We start from the raw sequence: 20,602 nt of genomic DNA, 5'->3' as shown, positions 1-20,602 counted from the left end.
GCCATACGCGGTCGCGACATCTTTGATCGTCTTGGACGTGTTGATCACCTCGCGACACAGCTCGTCCTTGAACTCCTGGGAAAATCGCCTTCGCGATGCAGTCATGCTGATCTCTGCTTTCAGTAGTCCCTCATTTTAAGAGGGCCCACTGTCCGAGAACTCCGCAGCAGCTCACCGCTCCGTGCTCGTCTCCACATGCGAGCTCTTCGCAGACTCGTGCAGCAACCGCGGAACGCTCATGCCAGCGGCCGCAGCCTTCGCCTCGAGCTCGGCCGCCTCGGTCGGCGTCACGGTCACCGGGTAGCGCTTCGAGCGCTTCTCCCCCGGCGTCGCATTCGCACGCCGCCGGCGACCGAAGAAACCGCGATTCTGGCTCTCAGTCAGCGTGCTCGGATCGAAGAGCTGAGAGAGCCGGAGCGAAGCTCCGCGATGTTCTTGGCCGACTGCGCCGGTACGGCAACTCAGTTGCCTTTCGCACCGGGTGAGGGTACGCACCACTCCCCGATCATCAAGGGCTTCCGCGGCATATCCTCGCTGCGCTCCGGCATTCCACGGTCCCTTGACGCTCGACTCCTGGCGCTGTTTTCGGCGTGTACCGAAAGGCAATGGGAGATGTGAACGCGGGGTGTGTGATGGACAGGAATGGAACGTTGGAATCGGTAGCCCTGGGCGAATACAAAGTGCCCGTCGACCCGATGGACGAGCTGCAATGCGACAGCTGCCAGCGAGCGTCGTGGTCGACGTGACGACCCTGACGACGAACGTCCCTTCCGGGGACGACGAGGCCGGCGGCGAATAGCGAAGCTAACCGCCCGCGATGTCGACCTGAGAGCTCACGGCCGTTCCGGCTACCGGGTGTGCACAACGGTCGTCATCCCCAACGGCGATCACGTGATGATCCTCTACACGCTCGCGCGAGAGGAAAACCAACAATGACCACAAATCGGCCAAGAGTACTCGACGATGCGCTGGCAAACGAACTGTTCCTGATTCCCGATGAGGTCAGCGCCGAGCTGCGCGTCAGCCGCGGCGACCTGAAACGGCTCCGGGATACCGGCCTCGGGCCAGCGTACTTCACGATCAGCTCGACCATCCGCTACCTGCAAACCGACGTCGACCAGTGGCGGGCCGAGCACCCGCGCGGCATCGAGATCCCGCACCGTCGATCCTGAGCGAAGGTCGCTAGCGGCCGAGGCCGGGGCCCTGGTCCCGGCCCAGCCAGTAGCCGGTCGCCCCGGACGCCTCCGGAGCACGAGGACCTACCGGCGGCTGCGCCACCGGCGCCGCGGGCTGATCCATCCCCGCGATGCGCGCAGCATCCAACGCCTGGTCAATCGACCTCGAGGTGCGAAGCGCGAACCGATCAAGAGCCGACGACGGGTCGGCCGCGATTCCGGCCGGCGTCACGACCTGATCGAACATCGAGCGCATCGGGCCGAAGTCACTGCGCTCCGAAGCGGCGCGGCAGGCGGCATCGTTGACGGCACCCGGGGCGGGGCGCCAGTCCAGCTGCCAGCCAGCGTCGGCCGCAACCCGATTCCGGAACATCCGCTGAGCGCGTCCATTGCCCTCGCGGAACCGTTGGACGAAATTCCACTGGTTTTAGTGGTGGCTGAGCCGCCCAGTTATGGATCGCCGCCGCGCTCACCCCCAGCTCAACGGCCGCAGTCGTGATCGGCTTACCAGCTCGAACGAGCGCGACTGCGCGCATCCGGGACTCGGCGGGGAAGGGTCTGGGCATGGATGAGGCCGCTCAAAGAGAGCCCGGTCCACACATCAATTCGGGTAACCAAACTATGGGGCACGTCAAGGAGTCAACCGAACCGACAGCAGTCCCTCGCTTTCCGGAGTTCGATGGAACCTTCGACCCAGACCTCGCCGAAATCATCCTTAGCGAGCCCTCACGGTATCCCGCAACACTCCTTCACGCCGCGGACAAGAGAGTCAATGAGAAGACGTGCCTGCAACCGCTCGCCGCCGTCGCAGAGAAGGGAGAGTGGTTCTCCCTGCCCGATTAGCCCATCTCGCGGCGACCGGAACCGTTGCAGCCTTCACTGCAACGCGGCTACAACAACGAGCCGAGGGAGACCGCATCCATGGTGGAAAGGTGAGAGCATCGCTCCAGCGCGGCAGGCTCGCGGAGTGTCAGTCGCTCATAGAGTGCGTTAGCGGCCCCATCTGTCGATCCGGCTCGTAGCCCGCGAGGTCGCGCTCGTATGACTTGCGCGCCCGGCGTTCGGCGAGCCGCACGCGCAGGAGCATCACCAGGGTGATCGGCCCGTTGACGATGAACTTCAGCGCGTTCCAGATGAAGAGGAGCACGAGCAGGTTGAGCCAGCCGGGGCCGCGGTCGGCCACCCAGGTCGCGCAGAGCCAAGCGGCGACGAGGTACGGGGCTGCAAGCAGCATGGCAGGCACGCCCCATTTGAGGCCACGGCGCGTTCGCAGCGCGTTGAGCAGGATGTTCGTTGGCATGTAGCGCCACATGAAGCTGCGAACCCGAACGCTGAAGACCCAGAGCAGTCGGAACATGATCCCGTCTCTCGTAAAAGCGTGTCACTCCGCCGAGGAGGTAGCCCGTGAATGAGTGCCCGGAGGCTGTCGCGTACGACCGCTGAGTTGTGACCGCTACCTCGAGTCCAGAGTACGCCTCTCCTGCGACAGTCGGAAGAGCCGCGCTACAGGCTCGGCGCTGTCGCCTTTGCCGCCATGGGGGTCGGCGACTCCCACTCGGCAGTGTCGGCAGCGAGTTGGCGCGCGCAGACGAGCGCCGCACGCGCTTTGGAGGCGTCACCCCGCTGAGCCGCGGTGGTGACCGTCGAGCCCAGCGCCGATTCGTCCGCGATCCCATATCGATCGCGGTAGGCGGCAACGACGCGCGCCTCGCGTCGCCACTCCTGCGCACGCTGCGGATCGCCCGACTCGCCGCCGAGCTCGGCCAGCCACGCCTCTCCCCCGCGTACCGCTTCGGCGACCAAAGCACTGGCTCTCTGCTCGATGAGCGCGCGGCGCTCGCGCAGTGCAACGCGCATGTCGTCCGCCATCGGACCGATGGCAGGCGTGATGAGCCCAGCGATGGATGGCAGAGGCCTGCGAATACGCCCTGCACCGCGCGCGTCAGCGGTAGCCCGCGCTACTCGCGCATGGAGCACCGCAGCGATGTCGTCCGCGTCGGCCACTCCACGAGCGGCGACAAGTCGTGGCAGCAGCCGGTCCACGTCGTAGCCGTCGGCTTCGGCTCGGCGCAGCTCCGCGCCGAGGGCACCGAACGCCGTCGACGCGGTCGCCGCATCAGCGTCCTCCGAGGACAGCCCGGATGCGAGCAGGAGCGCCGCCCACCGCTCCTGCTGCGCCGCACCCGCGATGGTCTCGTATTCGGCGGCGATCTGCGCGATCGAGCCCCAGGCATCCTGCTCAGCGGCGATGGTCTGGTGGGCCGACAGCTCGGCTCCGACGTGCTGGAGCACCCCGTACAGCACCGAGCGCGCGGTCGCCTCGGCCGGATCTCCGGGGTGCCGTTCGCGGTGGTCGTCATCCAGCCGGTTAACCGAAACATACGCGGTGTTGGCCTGCCGCCCACGCGTCATGGCAACGTAAAGGTTCTCGCGCGTCGTACCCGCCTCGATGAGCGCGTGAGCGGTGTCGGTGGTGACACCCTGCGCACGGTAGGCGGTGACCGCGTACCCGAGTTCGACGTGCTCGGCGACATATCCGGCGGGAAGCACGATCGCCCCACCCCAGCGACGCCCCGCGCGGCGAACGGTCATCGCACCGTCCGCCCTCACTGCGGAGACGACCCAGCGGTCGCCGTTGCGCACCCAGTCGCGCCCGGCGCGGAGCGTGCGTTCGTTCCGGCGCGTCAACACCACGTCGCCGACGGATGCCGCGGTTCCGTCGTGAAGCGCAACTTCGGCGCTCGCATCGACATCACCGGAGAGCACGAGGTCGGCGCGGGCTCGCTGGTTGAGAGCGGTCACCGAGTCACCGGTTTCGGCGATGAGGACGGAGGCAAGCCCGTGCGCCCGGTCGCGTCGCCAGGCGGCATAGGCGGCATCCGCCATCCGCTCCGTCTCTCCGCCGGCCAGGCGACCGTGCGCTTCGTAGGCGTCAATGGCTGCGGGCTGCCCATGCCGAAGGTCGAGTGACGCGGCTTTCTCCCAGGCGTGGACGAAGCGGTGCACGTCGGCCAGCTCGGGAACATCCTCGCGACTGGCGACAAGCATGGCGAATGCCCCGCCCGCGTCGACGGATTGCAGTTGCGCCCAGTCGCCGACGAGCAGCACCTTCGCACCCGCGCGAGATGCGATGCCGGTGAGCCGGTCGAGCGAGAGCGTTCCGGCGAGCGATGCCTCATCGACAATGACGAGCTGACCCCTGGTAAACGTGATGTCGTGGTTGCGGTAGTTCTGCCACCACTTCGCGGTGTTCTCGGTCGAGATCCCGAGGTCTTCGGCGAGCGCCTGTGCAGCAGTGGCAGACGGCGCGAGGCCCACGACCGAGCCCGCGCCGTGTTCGGACTCCCACCCGCGACGCAGTTCGTTCATCGCGGTGGTCTTGCCTGCGCCGGCCGGGCCGACGAGCAGGTCGAGCACGCGGCCGGAGGTTGCGATGGATTCGAGCGCCGCACGCTGGTCCTCGCCGAGGGCGCGCCCGCGCTTGCCTCCTGTGTGCGCGGCGCGTGCGAGGGCCGCGCCCGTGATGACGGGGCCGCCGGTGTTGCGCGCGAACGCAAGCAGCCGGTCTTCGGCGTCGAGTAGTGCGGTTGCGGAGTAGCGAGCGGAGTTGCGGGGCCGAAAGACGCTCGTGCCGTCGCTGCGCTGGAACACGACGGGGCTGGTCGCAAGCTCGGGCGGGGTGAGCCGCAAGGACGCGCGCTCGGCAGCATCCGCAATCATCCCCACGATCGCCTCGCGGTCTTCGGTTGCGGTGAAGCGCCAGCCCATCGTCTGTCGCGCCGCCTCCGCATACAGGTTCCAGCGGCCCCAGGTGGTGCGCTTCTCGCCGACGACCGACACCACGACCTCTCCGACGCGAGCGATCACGTCGAGCGGCACGTCGTCTGCCCGCAGCAGCGCAGGTGCTTCCACGTTGAAAACCTCGCGCGCCCACTCGGTGGCATCGCGCCCAAGCAGACGGCCGGCGCGGGTGCGCCAGTCGTTCGTCAGCTCGGCGAGCGACCGCAGCACCTTGTCGGGCCGGGTCGCCAGGGTCGCTTGCTGACGCAGCCGGATGATCGTTGCCTTCGAGGGCGCGTGCCCGTGGGAGGCGACGTATTCGGCGATCAGCCGGTCCTTCTCGATGTCGATGTGCCGCGAACGGGAAGAGAACTCGGTGAGGAGATCCTCCGGCACCGTGGCGATCGACCAGACCGGGTTGCGGTCGGCATCGCGATCTCGCCGCTCCCACGCGACGCCGAGTGAGCGCGTCAGGTGGTCGGCAAACACCGCGTTGTGCAGCTCCGAGAGCGCGACGGTCGCCGAGTGCAAGGGGCGGCCGTCGAGCGAACGCCACTTGCCGTCGAACACGGTCTGCACTTTGTTGCTCACCACGACGTGCGTGTGCAACTGCGGGTCACCGGCACGCGAGTCGAAGTGGTCGAACGCAACCGCGATGAGGCCCGTGACATCAACCTGCGCAACCGCCCCGCCGCGCGAGGTAGCACCCGAGCGCGTGGCCGCAAGCTCGCGCTCCATGAACGCAACCACCTCCACAACCGCTGCATGATGCGCGTCGGCGATGGTCGCCTGCGTATCTGCATCCGCCACGGCCCAGAGCACGGATGCCGACTTCGGCAGCGAGAATGTGAAGTCGTACCCGGCGACTGCCCGGCGCAGCCCGCGCTCGGCTTCCTCAGCCTCGATGGCCGCGGTCGCCTCGGCCCGCTCGGCGATGCCAAGGCTCGAATCAAGCGCCGCGACGCGCTCGCCGATCCGATCGGCGATACTGACATACGACGGATACGCGCGACCGAGCGGTTCGCCGGCCACCGGGTCGAGCCCCATCCCCAGGAGCAGCTGGAGCTGTGCCTCGGATACGAGCGCTCCACCGGTGATCTCGCCATGGCCGAGAGATGCCAGCCCACTGCCGAGCCAACGACCGGGCGGCGTGCCCGCCTCGGCGTAGTAGCGGGTCAACGGTGTGGAGAGTGACCGGTCGCCGTCCGCCGCGGCGACGGTGCGGAGCAGATACTTGTACCCGTCGCCCGCGCTCATCACACGCATCGAAACTGACACCGGGCACCGCCTTTCCTCTGCCAGAGAGGTGGGTGGCTGAGCCCGCGTCAGCGGACGCGGCCCCTCGATCTGCAAGACGTGTATCAGCCGGTTCGTCGTCGGCCGAACAGTCAGACGAGGACCCTCCGGACGATAGCCAGGTCGCGGGTACGGTCGCGCACAATCTTGTCGGCTCGCACGGTGAACTCGGACTTGTGCATGACGCGCAACCGGATGCCGTGAAGCGGAATCAGCTCGGCCTTGTGCTGATCGTAGAGACGACGCTGCTCACCTCGGCTGTACATGCTGAACTCGCCCACGTCCACGACGGACAGCGAGATGACGCAATGCTCGCGTTTGGCGCGAGCACACTCACGATCATTGCTGCAACGAACTACTCAGGCTATTGTCGAGCCAACTTCTACGACCTCCTGGGTTGGGTAAGTCCCGCGGCCACAGCATCCTCCTCAGGGTGCCCTAGAACGGCACGAGGGTTGTCTTCCTCAAAGGAGTCATCGTTGGCAAGTTCGATTGCGGGGTCAAGATCGACCACCACAGGCACTGAGGTGCTGAAAGCGGGTCCGATGCAGATCGCCTGATAGCGTTTCAGGCTAGAGGCGACATCGCGGCACTCGGTACCGGCAACGGATTCGACGTACTGAAGGCTGGTCTCGTCGAGCGTTCGAAGAATGATGTAACTCTCGCACTGTGAGATGGCAGACTTACTGATGACGGCCGTGCGTTGGGAAACGAGCACGAAGTTGAGTCCATACTTCCGAGCCTGAAGGATCATGCGGCAACTCTCCGCAACGATGTCCGATTCGCCCTTCACTACTACGAAATTCCACTCAGGCAGAAATGAGTGCGCCTCCTCGATCAGGATGCTGCGGTGCCGCGGTGTACCTGCTTTATACTCCTGGAACGCCACGGTCATCGCCGCCTTGATGAAATCGCGGGCTTGAGCGGCTGGTGACTTGCCGGTGGACGATCCAGCTGCGGGCTCGAAAACTGACTCGCCGTCGGTGGTGAGCCCAGCCGTGACATCCCATAACGCCAGGCCGTAGCGGGAGCGGTACTCACCCGTCCCGTCCATCGCCACTGCGGTTCCACCGTTACCGAGCAGGTGGACTATCCTACGCGCGATCGTGCTCTTCCCCATGCCCGACATGCCAAGGATTCCAAGATGGTGTCCACGCAAGCTTGAGACTGAGATGCCGATCGGGACCTGCGTGCCGGCTATGCGGCCGATCCGCTCGTAGCCATCCGGCAGATCGGCCGTCACCGTTGCCGCACTGAAAACGGGGGCAAAAGGGGACGGTAGCCGATAGTCAGGGACAATCCCCGCTGCATCCACCGTTCCGAGCAAGCCGGCTCGCGCGTGCTCCGCGATCACCGCCGAACCATCCCAGACCAACTGACGAAGGTCGAGCCCGCGCACCTGGTACAGGTACTTTCGCGACGATGCTGTATCTATCCAGTAGACGGTGTCTCCACGAGTGAGTGCGCCGAAGGATCGCAGATCGAGGACTTTGTCTGTGGATCCATCAGCGGCCAGGCCGAGTGCCGGGCCATCGCTGCTATCGAGGAGCTCAACCTCAACTGGATCGCCGCTGGCTTCTACGACCTCGGTCCACGGCGACGACAGGGCGATCTGCACCCGGTTGCCGGACTTGTGCGCGAGGTTGCCGACGACAACTCCATTCGCTCGGCCGCGGCCTTGGACCTGAACAAGTTGCCCCGCAGTTAGGCGTGTCGTCGCCGAGACGAGCAGTAGGTTCGGATCGACCGCCGACTCGACGATGGTGAGTCCGCCGAGCCCTGGCCGCGCCGCGATGATCAGGCGATACCAGTCGGGCACGCTGATGGCGGTCGCGATGAGCACGCCGAGGGCTATGAGCGCTGTCGTCGGAAGGGTGCGATCTGTCACACCACGGATGAGTTCGATCGTCACAGCGGCGAGACCGAGCCAGACCGGACGACCAAACCTGGTCGCCACCCACCGGGCCGCCTCCCCGGCAGGCCCGTTCTGCAGCACCATCGCGATGATCGCCGCGACGATAACGACACCAGCGAGAGCGAAGTACGCGATCCACAGAGGCTCGACATCATGCTGATTCGCGGCGATACCGGCAGCGAGGCCGCCCACGCCATACAGGAGGGCTGCGATAGATCCGGTGTAATACGGTTCCGCGACTGCCGCGGTTATTGCGGTTATCGCGGCCGTCCAGAACCACCACTCCGCCAGCGGATTGATGCCCGCCGCGAGTGCGAATACGGCAAGCACCGCAACTGCGAGCACCGCCTGTCCAATGCGAATTCCGGAGATGACGCCTCGCCGCTTCGTCAAGCTCAGTGTTGCAGCCATGTCTACGCCCTTGATCCAGATGGCTTGTTGTCGGCGCGGGCGTCGATTACCACGATCGACTCCTCGCCGAGGAGCTTCAGCTCGCCGAGGATCGCGTCGACCTTCGCAACGCCCGCCGCCGTGTAGCAGACGATCATCTTCACTGACGTTCGGGTACCGTTGGCCTTCTCATAGATCTCAATCTGCTTCTGGAGGTTCCGTTTGAGGTGCGAATTGCTCGCCAGCTTCACCTCAATCAGAGACTTATCGAAGGCACCCTTACTCACCTTGAAATCGACGGGGCCACGCCCATTGTTGACTTCGCGATTGACGTCGTACTCGCTGCCGACGAACGCGAGCCCGAAGTAGAGCTGGACATCCTTTTCGTTCGAGAAAGCTCGCTCATGCCCAGGGCGATTAATCAGCTTGTAACCGTCTTGGTCTTCGATGTACTGCTTGAAGGACTTTGCCCGGAAGAGCGCCTCGGCATAGCTCGTTTGCGGCGTGAGATAGAACGATGTACGGGCAGAGAGGTCGGCAACTACCGCCTTGACCATTTCAACGAGAAACCCCTGCGTCTCTTCGCGTCGTTTGGCACTGAGTCCGATCGCCTGCTCGCCGGTGTCTTCCTTCTCCCGAATGTAGTAGTCGATGAGCTCGGGGTATCGCCGAAGCGTCGACTGCGCCGCCTTGGAGCGTTCTTCCTTCGTCGGCTCCTTGCTCAGCATGGAGCCGAAGTAGTTGTTGATCTGTGCTCGAAGCTGATCGTCCGGGACCGCATCTGGAAGGCGTGAGAAGCCATGGAGCATGTCCGCCCGACTGATCCAGGTGTCGTCACGGGTCAGCATGTCGGCGGGGGTTAAGAGCACGAAGTCGCCACGGAAAATGGGCAGTTCGTAGGTGCGCGTCGCCCACGTCTCTGTGTCGTAGTTGAACTCCGCGCGGGCCACGGGGAAGCGAGCTCGCTGGCCCTCAGAAAGGTGCTTCCGCGCGAAATCCTGCGTGTACCCAAGCAGATACCCCTTGATCAGGTTTGTCGTAAAGTCGCTGATGTTGTCGCGGCCCACTCCGTCCTTGACCAGCGCGAGCTTTTCCAGGTGGCTCCCCTTGGTGATCGTTTCCGAGCCGAAGGATTTGAGAATAGAGCCGAGCGAATCATGGAGTGCGCGTGCGAAGTCGTTTCCGAGCCCGCTACCCGAGTTTCCGAGCAGGGTGAAACCGAGCCAGTTCTGCTTGACCTCGCTGAACTTGTACCAGGCCTTGATCAGCGCCGGGCTCAGAGCGGCGCCCGCCCTATCCCGGAGGAACGTCAGGTACTTGATGATGTCTTCGTGGAGCGCCTTGTACTCGGGCCTCTCGCTGTTGAAGAGCAGGAACGGGTCCACGAAGAGCGGCAGGTCGGACGCGAGACTAATATCGAAGGCGCCGTACTCCTCAAGCACTTCGGGCGTGACGCCAAAGTACTGGGTGAAGTACAGCTCGATCGCCATCGCTATGCCCCAACGAGTTGTAGCAGCTGGTCGTAACTAGTGACGACGTCGTACTTGACACCAGGGGTGTCGGCCGCGTCATTGAGCTTCTCAAAGAGCTTGCGGGCACAGTCGATCTTGGCCTTCTCGGTGCCTCGGAGTTCGAGCGACGAGAGGGAGCCCTTCGTCTCTGCGACGAAGTAGACGTGCTTGACGGAACCCTGCATGAAGGCGATCGCCCAGTCTGGGTTGTAATCGTCGAGCGGGGTCGGGATCTTGAAGCCGCGCGGGAGCTTCGTGTAGACGACTACCTCCTCGCTGACGTCGAGGGCGGCACCGAACGCCCGCTCGACTTCAGAGTCGTCGATGACGTACTCGTAGACGTTCCGGTTTGGAGTGTGGACGGCCTTCGACAAATCCCGCGCGGTGAGATCCTTCGTGAAAATCGAGGAGTCGTAGCGGTCGTCGAGCAGGTCGTATTCAATGTGCTTGACGACGGCCGCGGCCTTCTGCTCATTGATGAGTCGGGAAGCCTCGGCGATGAACTGTTCGGGGTTCTGGCGGAACTTCGCGAAGGTGGCCGGCGTGATTCTGCTCAGGATCGTCGCGCAAGTGCGACGAGTGAGCTTGGTCTTCTCGGCGATCTCTCCGAGCAAGTCGTAAAGGACCGTCGAGCTGGCACTGAGTGACGACTCCTCGACCTTCGTGCGCGCAACCTTGAAGCTCTCACCTGATTCGAGTTGGTCGGCCTCGATCACGTCCCGCTGGATACCCTCGACGACGACGTACTGCATCCGTATGACCTGAAGCGAGGTGTCGAGCACGCGAATGCAGTTGTCGATCAACTCCTGTGAGTCGAACTCGACCTGGTAGACGGCACGCCGATTGATGCGATTCCAGAGGTCTTGGAACTCCTGTTTGCTGAAGTTCGCCGCGTTCATCGGGACGACCTTCGCCTTGCGTCCGTCATCGACCTTGGGCGCCTGGACGTGGAGCGAGTCGATGAGTTCGGCGACCTGGTAGAAGTATGGCTGAAGGGCGGGCGGGAGCGCTGGGATCTCGGGGAGATCTTTACGGCCGATCCACTTGTCCGTGAGCTGCTGGTCGTAGTCGACGAAGTCATGCTTGATGAGCCAGTGCTGCAACTGCTTCGCCTCGTCGAGTGTGATCTTGTGCTCGGTCCCGGCGGCCGCGTCGAGGAGGGCTGCTCCGACGAAGACCTCCGGGGTGGCCTTCCTGGGGCGCGCGCTGAGGAGGCTGAGCGTCTCCCGTTGGAAGCCAGCGACGAAGTCGACGTACGACTCCTCCGTTACCACGGTGAGCACGTTGATCTCATGCACCGTCACGGGGTTGTCAGTGCGGTCGCCGTTCTGATCGACAGACAGCCGAAGTCCTCGTCCGACCTCCTGGCGGCGTGAGTCGCCAGCGGTGGCCTTCTTGAGGAAGCCGAGGGTGAAGACGTTCGGGTTGTCCCAGCCTTCGCGGAGCGCCGAATGGCTGAAGATGAAACGCAGCGGGAAGTCGAGATCGAGGAGCTTCTCCTTGTCTCGCAGGATCGCGTCGTACGCCTCCGCATCCCTCGAGACACCTTTCGCCTCATCGGAGGCGTCTGAGGTGTCGCTGTCAACCCAACGGCCGGTCTTTTTGTCAACTGAGAAGTACCCGTTGTGAATGTCTCGCACCGCGTCTCGCTCGAGGAAGGCGCGATATCGCTCCCCCGCCTCATCCAGGTCGAGTTCGCTCAGCCGCTCCGCCTTGAGCACCTCGTACTCTTCCTCGAAGACTCGGGCGTAGTCGCCGAGCCGATCAGGTTGCGCATAATCACGGTACTTCCCGACCTCATCAATAAAGAAGAGCGACAGCACCTTGATCCCGAGTCCGAAGAGCTGCCGCTCTTTGTCGAGGTGGGCGCGGATCACTTCACGGACTTGCAGTCGTCGCTTCTGCTCGTCGGTGACGTCGTTCGTAACTTGGCCGACGGTGAGCGTTTGCCCATCGAGGAGCGTGACGATGTCGTTGTTCGCGTCGACGTCATCGATGACAAGGTCCTTGTACGCCTCGATACCGCCGGAGAGGTCGTGGAGACGCGACCCCTTCTGCACCTTGATCGTCTTCCGGACGATCGGCCCACTCTTGGTCTGGATTTCGAGCTCTAGGCGAGCCTTCGGGAAGTCGGCTCCCTTGCCGAGTTCGACACCATCGATATAAAGGTACGCACTGCTTCCCGCAAGGCCCTTCACGCTGATGCCGCGAGCCGCAATCTTCTTGACGAGCCTCTTGTTGTACGCATCGAGCGCGTCGAGTCGATGCACCTTGTTGTGCTCGATCTTGTGCGTCGCCGAGTACCGGATTGCGAATAGGGCGTTGAAGCGCCCGAGCGCCTTCAGCGTCTCGCTCGGCTTATTCGGATTGCTGCCAAGGCGCTGCGGTTCGTCGATGATGAGGATGGGCTGGTTCGCGGCGATGACGTCGATCGGGCGTCGGGACTTGAATCCATCGAGGGTCTTGAACATCTTGAGACCCGCTGACTTGCCCTTGCTATCAACATGATCGCCGGCCTTCTTCGCATCGCGGTTGAAGTTCTGGGCATTGATGATCATCACCTGGATGCCATCGTCGGACGAGAACGTCTCGACCTCCTCCAGGTGGTCAGAGTCGTAGACGAATGCTCGCGCCTGCCTCTTGTACTCGACGAGGAAGTGGTCAGCAGTGATCTCAAATGACTTCTTGACCCCTTCCCGGATAGCGACGCTCGGTACGACGATGACGTACTTCGACCAGCCGAACTGGCGGTGAAGTTCCATGATCGTCTTGATGTAGACGTAAGTCTTGCCTGTGCCGGTCTCCATCTCGATGTCGAGATTCAGATTCGCAGCCGGGCTGAGAACGAGTCCCGACGACAGCGCGAGTCCGCTCGTGCGACGCTGCACAGCGTGGATGTTTTCGAGCAGCTGGGCGGGACTCAGCGCAAGGTCGGTGTTGCGAAGACCCGACCGTGCAGCAGCTTCATCGACACCGTGGCCGAGCTCGGTGTGCGCCTTCCGTCCGAGTGTCCGACCCGGGTCGATCTTGTATTTGATTCCGTCGGCGAAGGGCTGACGGTGGACTGCACGGAAGCAATCGACGACCGCGTCGACCGCGGTGGTCTGATAATCCTGGATCTTGAACTGGAGCTTCATCCGGTCAGAGCACCTTGACGTTCGTGTCGGGGGAGAGCTGCTCGAAGATCTGCCCTGCGTTGATGCGGGCTGCGTCGGTAGCGAACGCGGTGTCCTTGAACACGGCCTTCAGCGGCTTGCGCTTCGCCAGGTTGCGGATTAGATCGTCATCAAGGCCGTCATCGAAACACGCGAGCAGCGCATCGTCCTCCACCGATAGCACTTCGTGACCACCGATCGGCTCAACGGAAATCGGCGATGAGAGGTCCACCCCCCAATCGATGAGCACTTCGAAGAGCACGTCCTCGCTCGAGCGATCGGTCTTCACGCTCTCGACAAGGTCGACAAGGGTGACCTGGTCGGCAGTGTCGGGCGTCATCGCGACATCGGCGAAATTGCTCGTGTCGATCGTGAAGGCGCGGAAACCGCCGTCGCCGTTCCAATCGGACGGCTTGCGGTTCGCGACCACGAGTTCCCCTGCCTTCCCAATCCGGATCTTGGTGAGTTCGGCAATCGTCAGCGGCTTCCCGAGCTTCTCCAGGAGCTTGATCGCGTTCTGGATCGTCGTCTTTGACGAGCCGGTCGCCGTCTTGAGGTTGTCCTCCAGTCGCTCGGGGAGCTGCACGAGGATCACCGGGCAGTTGAGCCCGGTTCGAGCGCAGAGGTCGAAGACCGCCTCCGCGGTTGTGCCCGAACCGGCAAAGAAGTCCATGACGATCCCACTCTTACCGCCAAGCACGTACTCGAATAGGCGAGAGAGTTCGGTGTGATCCTTCGGGTTATTGAACACCTGCGCGCCCATCAGCCCCCGAAGGTGTTTCACCGACACCTGCGACTGCTTGTAGAAGTACGTGCCTCGAACTTGAACCGCAAGTTCGACATCGTCGTCATTGTCCTGCTGGACGTCCGCGTCATCATCCTCACCCGCGATCGGCCGAAGGTGAGACTTCCTGAATGGGGGCTCGGTATGGTCGTCGCGGAAAACGACGATCCCGAGTCGGATCTTCTCCTTCATCGTCTCCGGGTCAGGCCAGATCCAGCCGCGCTCTGGCACCTTGCACGGCTGCCCCGTCACGGGATGGATAACGTCATATCGAGGGCCGCCGCCGCCCGGCCACGAGATGTTGTCGTCACGCCACGGCCCATTCGCATCGACTCGCTTGTAACGCGCCCATTTCTTCGAGGGATCCGTCCGCGGGAGCGCCGTGAACCAGGCAGAGAGATCCTTCTCTATGGCGGCGCCGGCGGCGCCGTGCAGCTCGCGAAGACGGAGATACTCGTCCCAGATTTCCCGGGCGCCGGGCTTCTCCTCGCGCCAAACGGTCTTCTGCTCGCGGAGGTATGACTTCGACTTCGCGTAGACCATGACGTACTCGTGGCCGTTGGAGAAGAACTTTGCGTCGTTCTTCCGCCCCTTCTCCCAGATGAGCTGAGCGATGAAGTTCTGTTCACCGAACACTTCGTCCATGAGCCGTCGGAGGGACGCCTGCTCGGCATCGTCGATGCTGACGAGGATCACGCCGTCCTGGGCGAGGAAGCGCTTCGCGAGTCGCAACCGAGGGTAGATCATGCTCAGCCAGTCTGAGTGGAAGCGACCGTTCGCTTGGGTGTTCGCCACGAGACGCTCGCCCGCTTCGTTCACCTGACCCGACCGCCAAAGATACTCCTGCTTCGAGGTGGCGAAGTCATCGCGATAGACGAGGTCACCGCCGGTGTTGTAGGGCGGGTCGATGTAGATGAGTCGCACCTTGCCGAGATAGGACTCTTGGAGAAGCTTCAGCGCTTCGAGATTGTCGCCCTCGATGAACAGGTTCTTCGTTGTGTCGAAGGAGACTGAGTCCGCACGGTTCGGTCGCAGAGTCTTCGCAATGGGGGCGTTCGAAGCAAACTCAGCGGCGAGCTTGCCCGGCCAGTCGATCTGGTAGACCTCCTTCGCGTCATCGACGGCATAGTCGCTGAGCTCCTGCCGCAGTGCCTCGAAATCGATGCGATGCACGAGGTTGCCCTCGTCGTCGCTCCCCTCGGTGACCACCTGCGGGAATAGCGCGGCGATGGCCTCGACGTTCTTCGCGGTCACGTCGGCCGATTGCAGCTCTAGCTTGTCCATCATCTACCTCTCACAGCAGGCTCGCGAGCGAAGCCTGGCGGTCTTGCAGTTCCCGGCGCAGCTCGATCTTGCGATTGAGCTGGGGCTCTGTGCGGAGCTTGCGCTCCAGTGCGGCGATCTCGCGTTCAAGCTTGCGCGCCCGTTCCATTCTGTCTGTGGCATGCGACACTGACTCGCCATGGCGTGTCGCCACGGGCAGCAGTGATGCGAGCAGTGCTTCGTAGAGGTTCGGGAGGTCGAGCGCGGTGGGCAACGGTGCCCGCGGTGCGTCGGCTGGCAGCCATTCCGTCGCGAAGTATGACCCCAGCTTCGGCGTCGTGCTGCCCAGGGTCTTGTGAGCAGCGACCATGCGAAGGCGGGCGTCGGAGCCGCGAACCACCTCGAAGAGGATCGGGAAGTGCACGGACTTGTCGATGGCCGTGAGCACGTCTTCGCTGACGTCCTCCTCCTTGCTCTCTACCGTGAACACCTGAATCTCCGGCACCCTGGTCGTGCCCTTTAGCCTGACGGTGGAGTCGGCGAGCTTGTACGCCCAGGTGATGCGTTGGATTTCGTCAACGAACTTCTCCCTGAGCGCCGTTCGGACGTTTCCGTGCTCGTAGAACTTAGTCTTGGGGACCATCCGGCCGAATGCGGCGGAGGCGGGCCAGCGGTAGAGGGTGCCGGTCATGAGGTCGGCTCCTCGACGATGGCCAGAAAGGCGATGAGTTCAAAGTCGTCGAGGCCGGAGATGGTCTGCACGAGCGCGGTCGTGTGACCGGGGCTGAAGAGGCTGTCGAGGTCGCGTTCCTCCGTGACGTCGATCATCGAACGGATCGCCTCGGTGAGCAGATCGCTGTACTTACTCATTTCGGCACCGTCCCGGGTGGCGACGTTGAAGACACGACAGACCTCCCAGGCGGGCTCATCGCGATTGCGGCATCCGGCGCGGATGAGATCGAGCAGGTACTTCACCTCGGTGTGATCGGCGATGACGTTGCCCTCGTCGTCGAGGTAGACGAGGTAATGCGGGTGGAGCCGGTTACCCCGGTGGAGCATGTCGTCGGCGTTGATGTTTCGGAGCGCGAACAGTGCACCCGGCTTAAGGCCCTTCTCCCGCTGGGCCGGCACGACGGCGTGAAGTCCTTTCGGGGTTCCGGCGAGGTCGCCATACTCTTTGAGGTAGCCGAGCAAGTCCATGCGGAAGTCGTTTAGACCAAGGTCGGTGATCGAGACTCCAGTGCGCACGTCCTCCAGTTCGATCACTTCCTCCTGGAGCTTGCGGAGCTGCTCCTTGCGGAATGCGGTGTCGCTCGACTCCTGGGTGAGCACGTTGTCGTCGGCGGTCGCGGCGAGGTCGGCAATGACCATGCGGTTCTCGACTCGTTCTTTGAGGTTGATGTATTCGTCGAGCGAGATGTCAGGCCAGAAGTTCACGAGCTGGATGCGCTCATTCGTCGACCCGATCCGGTCGATCCGCCCGAAGCGCTGGATGATCCGCACGGGGTTCCAGTGGATGTCATAGTTGACGACGTAGTCGCAGTCCTGAAGATTCTGCCCCTCAGAGATGCAGTCCGTGCCGATGAGCACGTCGAGTTCGCCGGTCTCTTTTGGCATCGCGAGGTGGAGCTGCTTCGATCGGGGCGAGAACAGGGTGAGGGTCTGCTGGAAGCCGTAGCCCTTGCCGAGTGTCGTGCTCGGGTTTCCTTGACCGGTGACAAGCGCAGTCTCATATCCCTGGTGTTTCAACGCGGGGCCGAGTTCACGGTACAGATACGAGGCGGTGTCGGCGAAAGCAGAGAAGATCAGCACCTTGCGGTTACCGGGGTTGATCGGCTCGGCGAACTTCGCCTCAATCAAGCCTTTGAGAATGCGCAGCTTCAGGTCATGATCCGGGGTGATCGCCTTGATAGATTCCAGGAGCTGAGAGATGACGAGCCCGTCGTGGGTGAGGTCACGGTTCCACGACTCGATGTCCATGTCGGCGAGATCGATCTGCACCTTCTTGCCGACCGTGCCGCTCGCCGGCAGGTCGAAGTCGTCATCGTCGGCATCCAGGTCGGAGAAGCCGGAGGCGAGGTCGGTGACGGCCGTGGCGTGATTGTCGATCGCCTCGAGGGCCTCGGCGACGGTCATCTCCAGTCGATTGAGGGTGAGCCGGAACGCCTCGACGCTACTCTCCAGCCGCTTGAGCAGGTTCACTGTCATGAGCTTCTGGATGCCGCGCTCTCGGCTCGCCGCGCCAAGATTCGCCACCGAGCCGCCAGCGGTATTGCTGCCACCGCCAACGTTGCCGTACAGCAACTCATACTTTTCCAAGCGGCTGGGGAAGACGTATGCGAGCGGCGCATACACCGCGAGCGTGAGCGACTGGAGCTCGTCGAAGATCTCGTTGAACGTCGGCGCGCCCGGCACATCGGTCAGGGGTGCACGCACGGACTGTGGCGGGAGCCGCTCAGGGAACGCCCCTATGTCAGCGGTGTCGTAGAACGCCTGGATGTGCTTACGGGACCGCGCGATCGTCACCGAGTCGAGCAACTCGAAGAAGTCGAAATCGAGCCGCGACAGGATCGCTTCCGGCGTGCGTCCTTCTGGCGGCAGCTCGGACCACTCGTTGAAGGCACGCTGCGCGTGGCGGAAGACCTCCTCGACTGTTGTGGAGATATTGAGCTTTGCAGCGAGTTGCGCGGAATCGCCCTCGTAGGCCAAGGCCAGCTGATTCCGAAGGTCGTTGAAACGGTTATTTACCGGAGTTGCCGAGAGCATCAGCACCTTCGTCTTCACGCCCTCACGGATCACCTTGCGCATGAGGCGCTGGTAGCGGGACTCCTTCTCCGTTGTGAAGTCCGCGTTGCGGAAGTTGTGGGACTCGTCGATCACGACGAGGTCATAGTTGCCCCAGTTCACCCGATCGAGCGGAATACCGAGCGACTCACCAGAGTCGCGAGAGAGGTCAGTGTGGGCGAGAACGTCGTAGTTGAAGCGGTCCTTCGCGAAAATGTTTGTCGTCAGGTTTGCGTTGTAGTTCGTCCAGTTCTCTGCAAGCTTTTTTGGAGCGAGAACGAGCACGCTCTTATTGCGCAGCTCGTAGTACTTGATTACGGCGAGCGCCGTGAATGTCTTCCCGAGGCCAACCGAATCAGCGAGAATGCAGCCGTTGTAGGTTTCCAACTTGTTGATGACACCAGTGGCAGCATCCTTCTGGAAGTTGTAGAGCGCATTCCAGATTGCGGTGTCCTGGTAGCCGGTGAGGTCGTTCGGCAGAACGTCCTCACTGATGTCATCGAGGAACTCGCTGAAGAGGTTGTAGAGGATGAGGAAATAGACCCGCTGCGGTGAGTTCTCCGCGTAGACACCAGCAATGTGGTCGTACACCGTCTGCGTCACGTCGTCTAGCTGCTCGGGGTTGTGCCAGATCTGGTCAAAGAGCTGGAGATAAGTCGATGTCATCGGTGCATCGTCAAGCTTGGTAACGACGTTGGACACGGCATTGCCGCGCTCGTAACCGAGATCGGCCGAGGTGAACCCTTGGAGAGGCAGGTAAGCGGCCTTGTCGTCGACGACGGCGAACTGCTGCATCGGTGCGCCCGTGCGATTAGAGCGGAACGTGACCTTCTGGCGTACCCACTCGGCACACTCACGCGCGATGGCGCGCTGGGTCAGTTTGTTCCTCAACCGAATCTCGAATTCCGATCCGTACAAGGCCGACTCGCGCTGCGCGTCACGCCGCACCTCGAAGCGCCGCCGTTCTGGCACCGCCGTGTCGGTCGCCTTCACCGTGTTGAACGACGGAGCTGTGAAGATGAACTCCAGCTCCTTGATTGACCCCAGCTCGCGCTTGAGAGCCTCGAACGCGAAGATCGAGAACGTCGACGCGGCAATGCGCAACTTCGAGCCCGGCTTGACCTCAGATTTCAGGTCGTCGCCGAGCAGCTCGTTGACGTTGTCGATGATGCGCACTCAGTCACGCCCCGTCGTTGAGCCCGAATCATCAGGGCCAAGCGAAGTCCTGCCGCTACGCACCCACTCGTCGACCTCGCTGACCTGGAACTTCCAGAGACGCCCAATCTTGTGAGCGGGCATCCCCTTGTCTGCGATCCAGGCGTACACCGTGTCTTTCGTGACACCGAGATGAGCAGCAATCTGGTCTGCCGACAGCCAGGGCTCAGCCATCAAAAGGACCTCCAATCGGCGCACATCGGAACACGGATACGCCCACCATATCGGCCAACGAGCGGCAACTCACCGGGTTTGACCGGGTATAGCCGCATAACGCCGCCTGACGGCCCCTTGCGTTGCCCCCAGTACAGGTGACAATGAGGTATGGTGCGAGTTTCACTCACGGGCAACGGCTCCGCAGGCAGCTTTCGCTACGGTCCGATCGCCGTCGAGACCAGAGAGTTCCGACGGGCGGTGCCCCCTGTCGCCTTCGACTGCGTGAAGCTGCTGCTCATCCGCGAGGGATCGACGATCCTCACGACGGAAAGCGACACGACGTTCGCCAGCGAGGGCGACCTCGTGTTCCTGCGCACCGCGACGCTCTGCGGAGGGGCGCCCGAGCAGGCGGTCACGATTTCGACGCTCTACATCGACACCGACTACCTCTTCGAGCTGTGGGTGTGGCAGCTCGCGCCCATCGGCCACGACCGCGAATCGCTGCGCGCCTACACGATGAGGCGCGAGTTTCTGCCGCCACTGACCTACGTGCGCCCCGCACCCGAGACAGCGCACCACATCGGCCTGGTCTTTGACGACCTGAGGGACAGCCTGGCGCTCGGAGCGGACGAGTTCTACCACGCCCAGTCGCTCGTGTCCGAGCTGCTGCACGTCGTCGCGCCGCTCATCGGTGTGACACCTCCCAGCACATCGCCCACGACGAGCACGCTCACGGTGCCCGCGCCGCCACGCAACCGCAAGTTCGCCCCGCTGCGAGGTGAAGCACTCGCCGCGCGCCGCGCATTACACGCCGACCCGGCGAGGCACTGGTCAATCGGTGACCTCGCAGAAGAGGTGCACCTGTCGCGCCGCCAGCTCACGCGCGTGTTCTCGACCGCGTTCGGCAAGACGCCGATGGTTTACCTGTCGATGATGCGCGCCCGGGAGATGGCACGGCTACTGGCCGAGACCAACATGACCGTCGCGGCAGCTGCGTCCCAGGTCGGATGGCGCAGTCGTAGCCATGCCATCGAGGTGTTCCGGCGCAGCATAGGCGTCACCCCCGATCAGTATCGAAGCCTGACCGGCGTTCGCAATGTGGACATACCCGACCGGGATAGGGACGCAATCGAGCGCACCGCCTGAAGCGCCGCCCGCCTCGTGTTATGCCCGAATGC

At 63.1% G+C, this 20,602-nt stretch carries 15 protein-coding genes; 3 read left to right on the top strand and 12 right to left on the bottom strand.

Translation table 11 applies throughout. The features are described 5' to 3' along the window. On the bottom strand, positions 1 to 105 hold a 105-nt coding region (locus tag E3O49_RS11365; RefSeq protein ID WP_134451622.1), incomplete at its 3' end, for a transposase. A gap of 827 nt (positions 106 to 932) precedes the next feature. Here E3O49_RS11365 and E3O49_RS11355 point away from each other — a divergent pair. Beyond that, the gene (locus E3O49_RS11355) at positions 933 to 1,172 is read left to right on the top strand and encodes a helix-turn-helix transcriptional regulator (RefSeq protein ID WP_134434720.1); all 240 of its coding nucleotides are present in this window, start codon (positions 933 to 935) and stop codon (positions 1,170 to 1,172) included. Between the two features lie 10 nt (positions 1,173 to 1,182). Here E3O49_RS11355 and E3O49_RS11350 read toward each other — a convergent pair whose 3' ends face one another. Beyond that, entirely contained in the window at positions 1,183 to 1,548 is a 366-nt protein-coding gene (locus E3O49_RS11350) for a hypothetical protein (RefSeq protein WP_134434721.1), read from the bottom strand. A gap of 191 nt (positions 1,549 to 1,739) precedes the next feature. Between E3O49_RS11350 and E3O49_RS11345 the strand changes: the two genes are divergently transcribed. Further along, positions 1,740 to 2,018, top strand: a complete 279-nt coding sequence (locus E3O49_RS11345) for a hypothetical protein (protein WP_134434722.1) — start codon at positions 1,740 to 1,742, stop codon at positions 2,016 to 2,018. Between the two features lie 127 nt (positions 2,019 to 2,145). On the opposite strand, the gene E3O49_RS11340 is transcribed toward E3O49_RS11345, so the two are convergent. The 10 genes from E3O49_RS11340 to E3O49_RS11295 all read right to left on the bottom strand — a co-directional run bounded on the left by E3O49_RS11340 (position 2,146) and on the right by E3O49_RS11295 (position 19,442). Beyond that, positions 2,146 to 2,532 (bottom strand): sulfate permease, encoded by a 387-nt coding sequence (locus E3O49_RS11340; RefSeq protein ID WP_134451620.1) that lies wholly within the window; start codon positions 2,530 to 2,532, stop codon positions 2,146 to 2,148. 146 nt (positions 2,533 to 2,678) lie between these two features. Continuing rightward, positions 2,679 to 6,221 (bottom strand): MobF family relaxase, encoded by a 3,543-nt coding sequence (gene mobF, locus E3O49_RS11335; protein WP_478213385.1) that lies wholly within the window; start codon positions 6,219 to 6,221, stop codon positions 2,679 to 2,681. 122 nt (positions 6,222 to 6,343) lie between these two features. Next, positions 6,344 to 6,532, bottom strand: a complete 189-nt coding sequence (locus E3O49_RS11330; protein WP_134451617.1) for a hypothetical protein — start codon at positions 6,530 to 6,532, stop codon at positions 6,344 to 6,346. 101 nt (positions 6,533 to 6,633) lie between these two features. Then, the gene (locus tag E3O49_RS11325; RefSeq protein ID WP_134451615.1) at positions 6,634 to 8,577 is read right to left on the bottom strand and encodes an ATP-binding protein; all 1,944 of its coding nucleotides are present in this window, start codon (positions 8,575 to 8,577) and stop codon (positions 6,634 to 6,636) included. 2 nt (positions 8,578 to 8,579) lie between these two features. Further along, on the bottom strand, positions 8,580 to 10,046 hold the full coding sequence (locus E3O49_RS11320; protein WP_198417490.1) for a hypothetical protein: 1,467 nt from the start codon (positions 10,044 to 10,046) through the stop codon (positions 8,580 to 8,582). Between the two features lie 2 nt (positions 10,047 to 10,048). After that, on the bottom strand, positions 10,049 to 13,204 hold the full coding sequence (locus tag E3O49_RS11315) for a restriction endonuclease (protein WP_134451613.1): 3,156 nt from the start codon (positions 13,202 to 13,204) through the stop codon (positions 10,049 to 10,051). 4 nt (positions 13,205 to 13,208) lie between these two features. Continuing rightward, positions 13,209 to 15,293, bottom strand: a complete 2,085-nt coding sequence (locus E3O49_RS11310) for a site-specific DNA-methyltransferase (protein ID WP_198417489.1) — start codon at positions 15,291 to 15,293, stop codon at positions 13,209 to 13,211. Between the two features lie 7 nt (positions 15,294 to 15,300). Beyond that, positions 15,301 to 15,960, bottom strand: coding sequence for a DUF4391 domain-containing protein (locus E3O49_RS11305; RefSeq protein WP_134451612.1), 660 nt, complete (start codon positions 15,958 to 15,960; stop codon positions 15,301 to 15,303). Continuing rightward, positions 15,957 to 19,229 (bottom strand): helicase-related protein, encoded by a 3,273-nt coding sequence (locus tag E3O49_RS11300; RefSeq protein ID WP_134451610.1) that lies wholly within the window; start codon positions 19,227 to 19,229, stop codon positions 15,957 to 15,959. Before E3O49_RS11300 ends, E3O49_RS11305 begins: the two co-directional genes overlap by 4 nt. After that, positions 19,230 to 19,442 (bottom strand): helix-turn-helix domain-containing protein, encoded by a 213-nt coding sequence (locus tag E3O49_RS11295; RefSeq protein WP_134451608.1) that lies wholly within the window; start codon positions 19,440 to 19,442, stop codon positions 19,230 to 19,232. A 264-nt stretch (positions 19,443 to 19,706) separates the two neighbouring features. On the opposite strand from E3O49_RS11295, the gene E3O49_RS11290 reads away from it, so the two are divergent. Beyond that, positions 19,707 to 20,570 carry a helix-turn-helix transcriptional regulator gene (locus E3O49_RS11290; protein ID WP_160141094.1) on the top strand — a complete coding sequence of 288 codons (864 nt, stop codon included), beginning with the start codon at positions 19,707 to 19,709 and terminating at the stop codon, positions 20,568 to 20,570. Positions 20,571 to 20,602: the final 32 nt, after the last annotated feature.

Origin of the sequence: Cryobacterium shii, assembly GCF_004402595.1 — a bacterium.
Classification (GTDB): domain Bacteria; phylum Actinomycetota; class Actinomycetes; order Actinomycetales; family Microbacteriaceae; genus Cryobacterium; species Cryobacterium shii.
The sequence above is the reverse complement of the archived record's forward strand: the minus strand, read 5'-3'. Positions and strand labels throughout refer to the sequence as shown.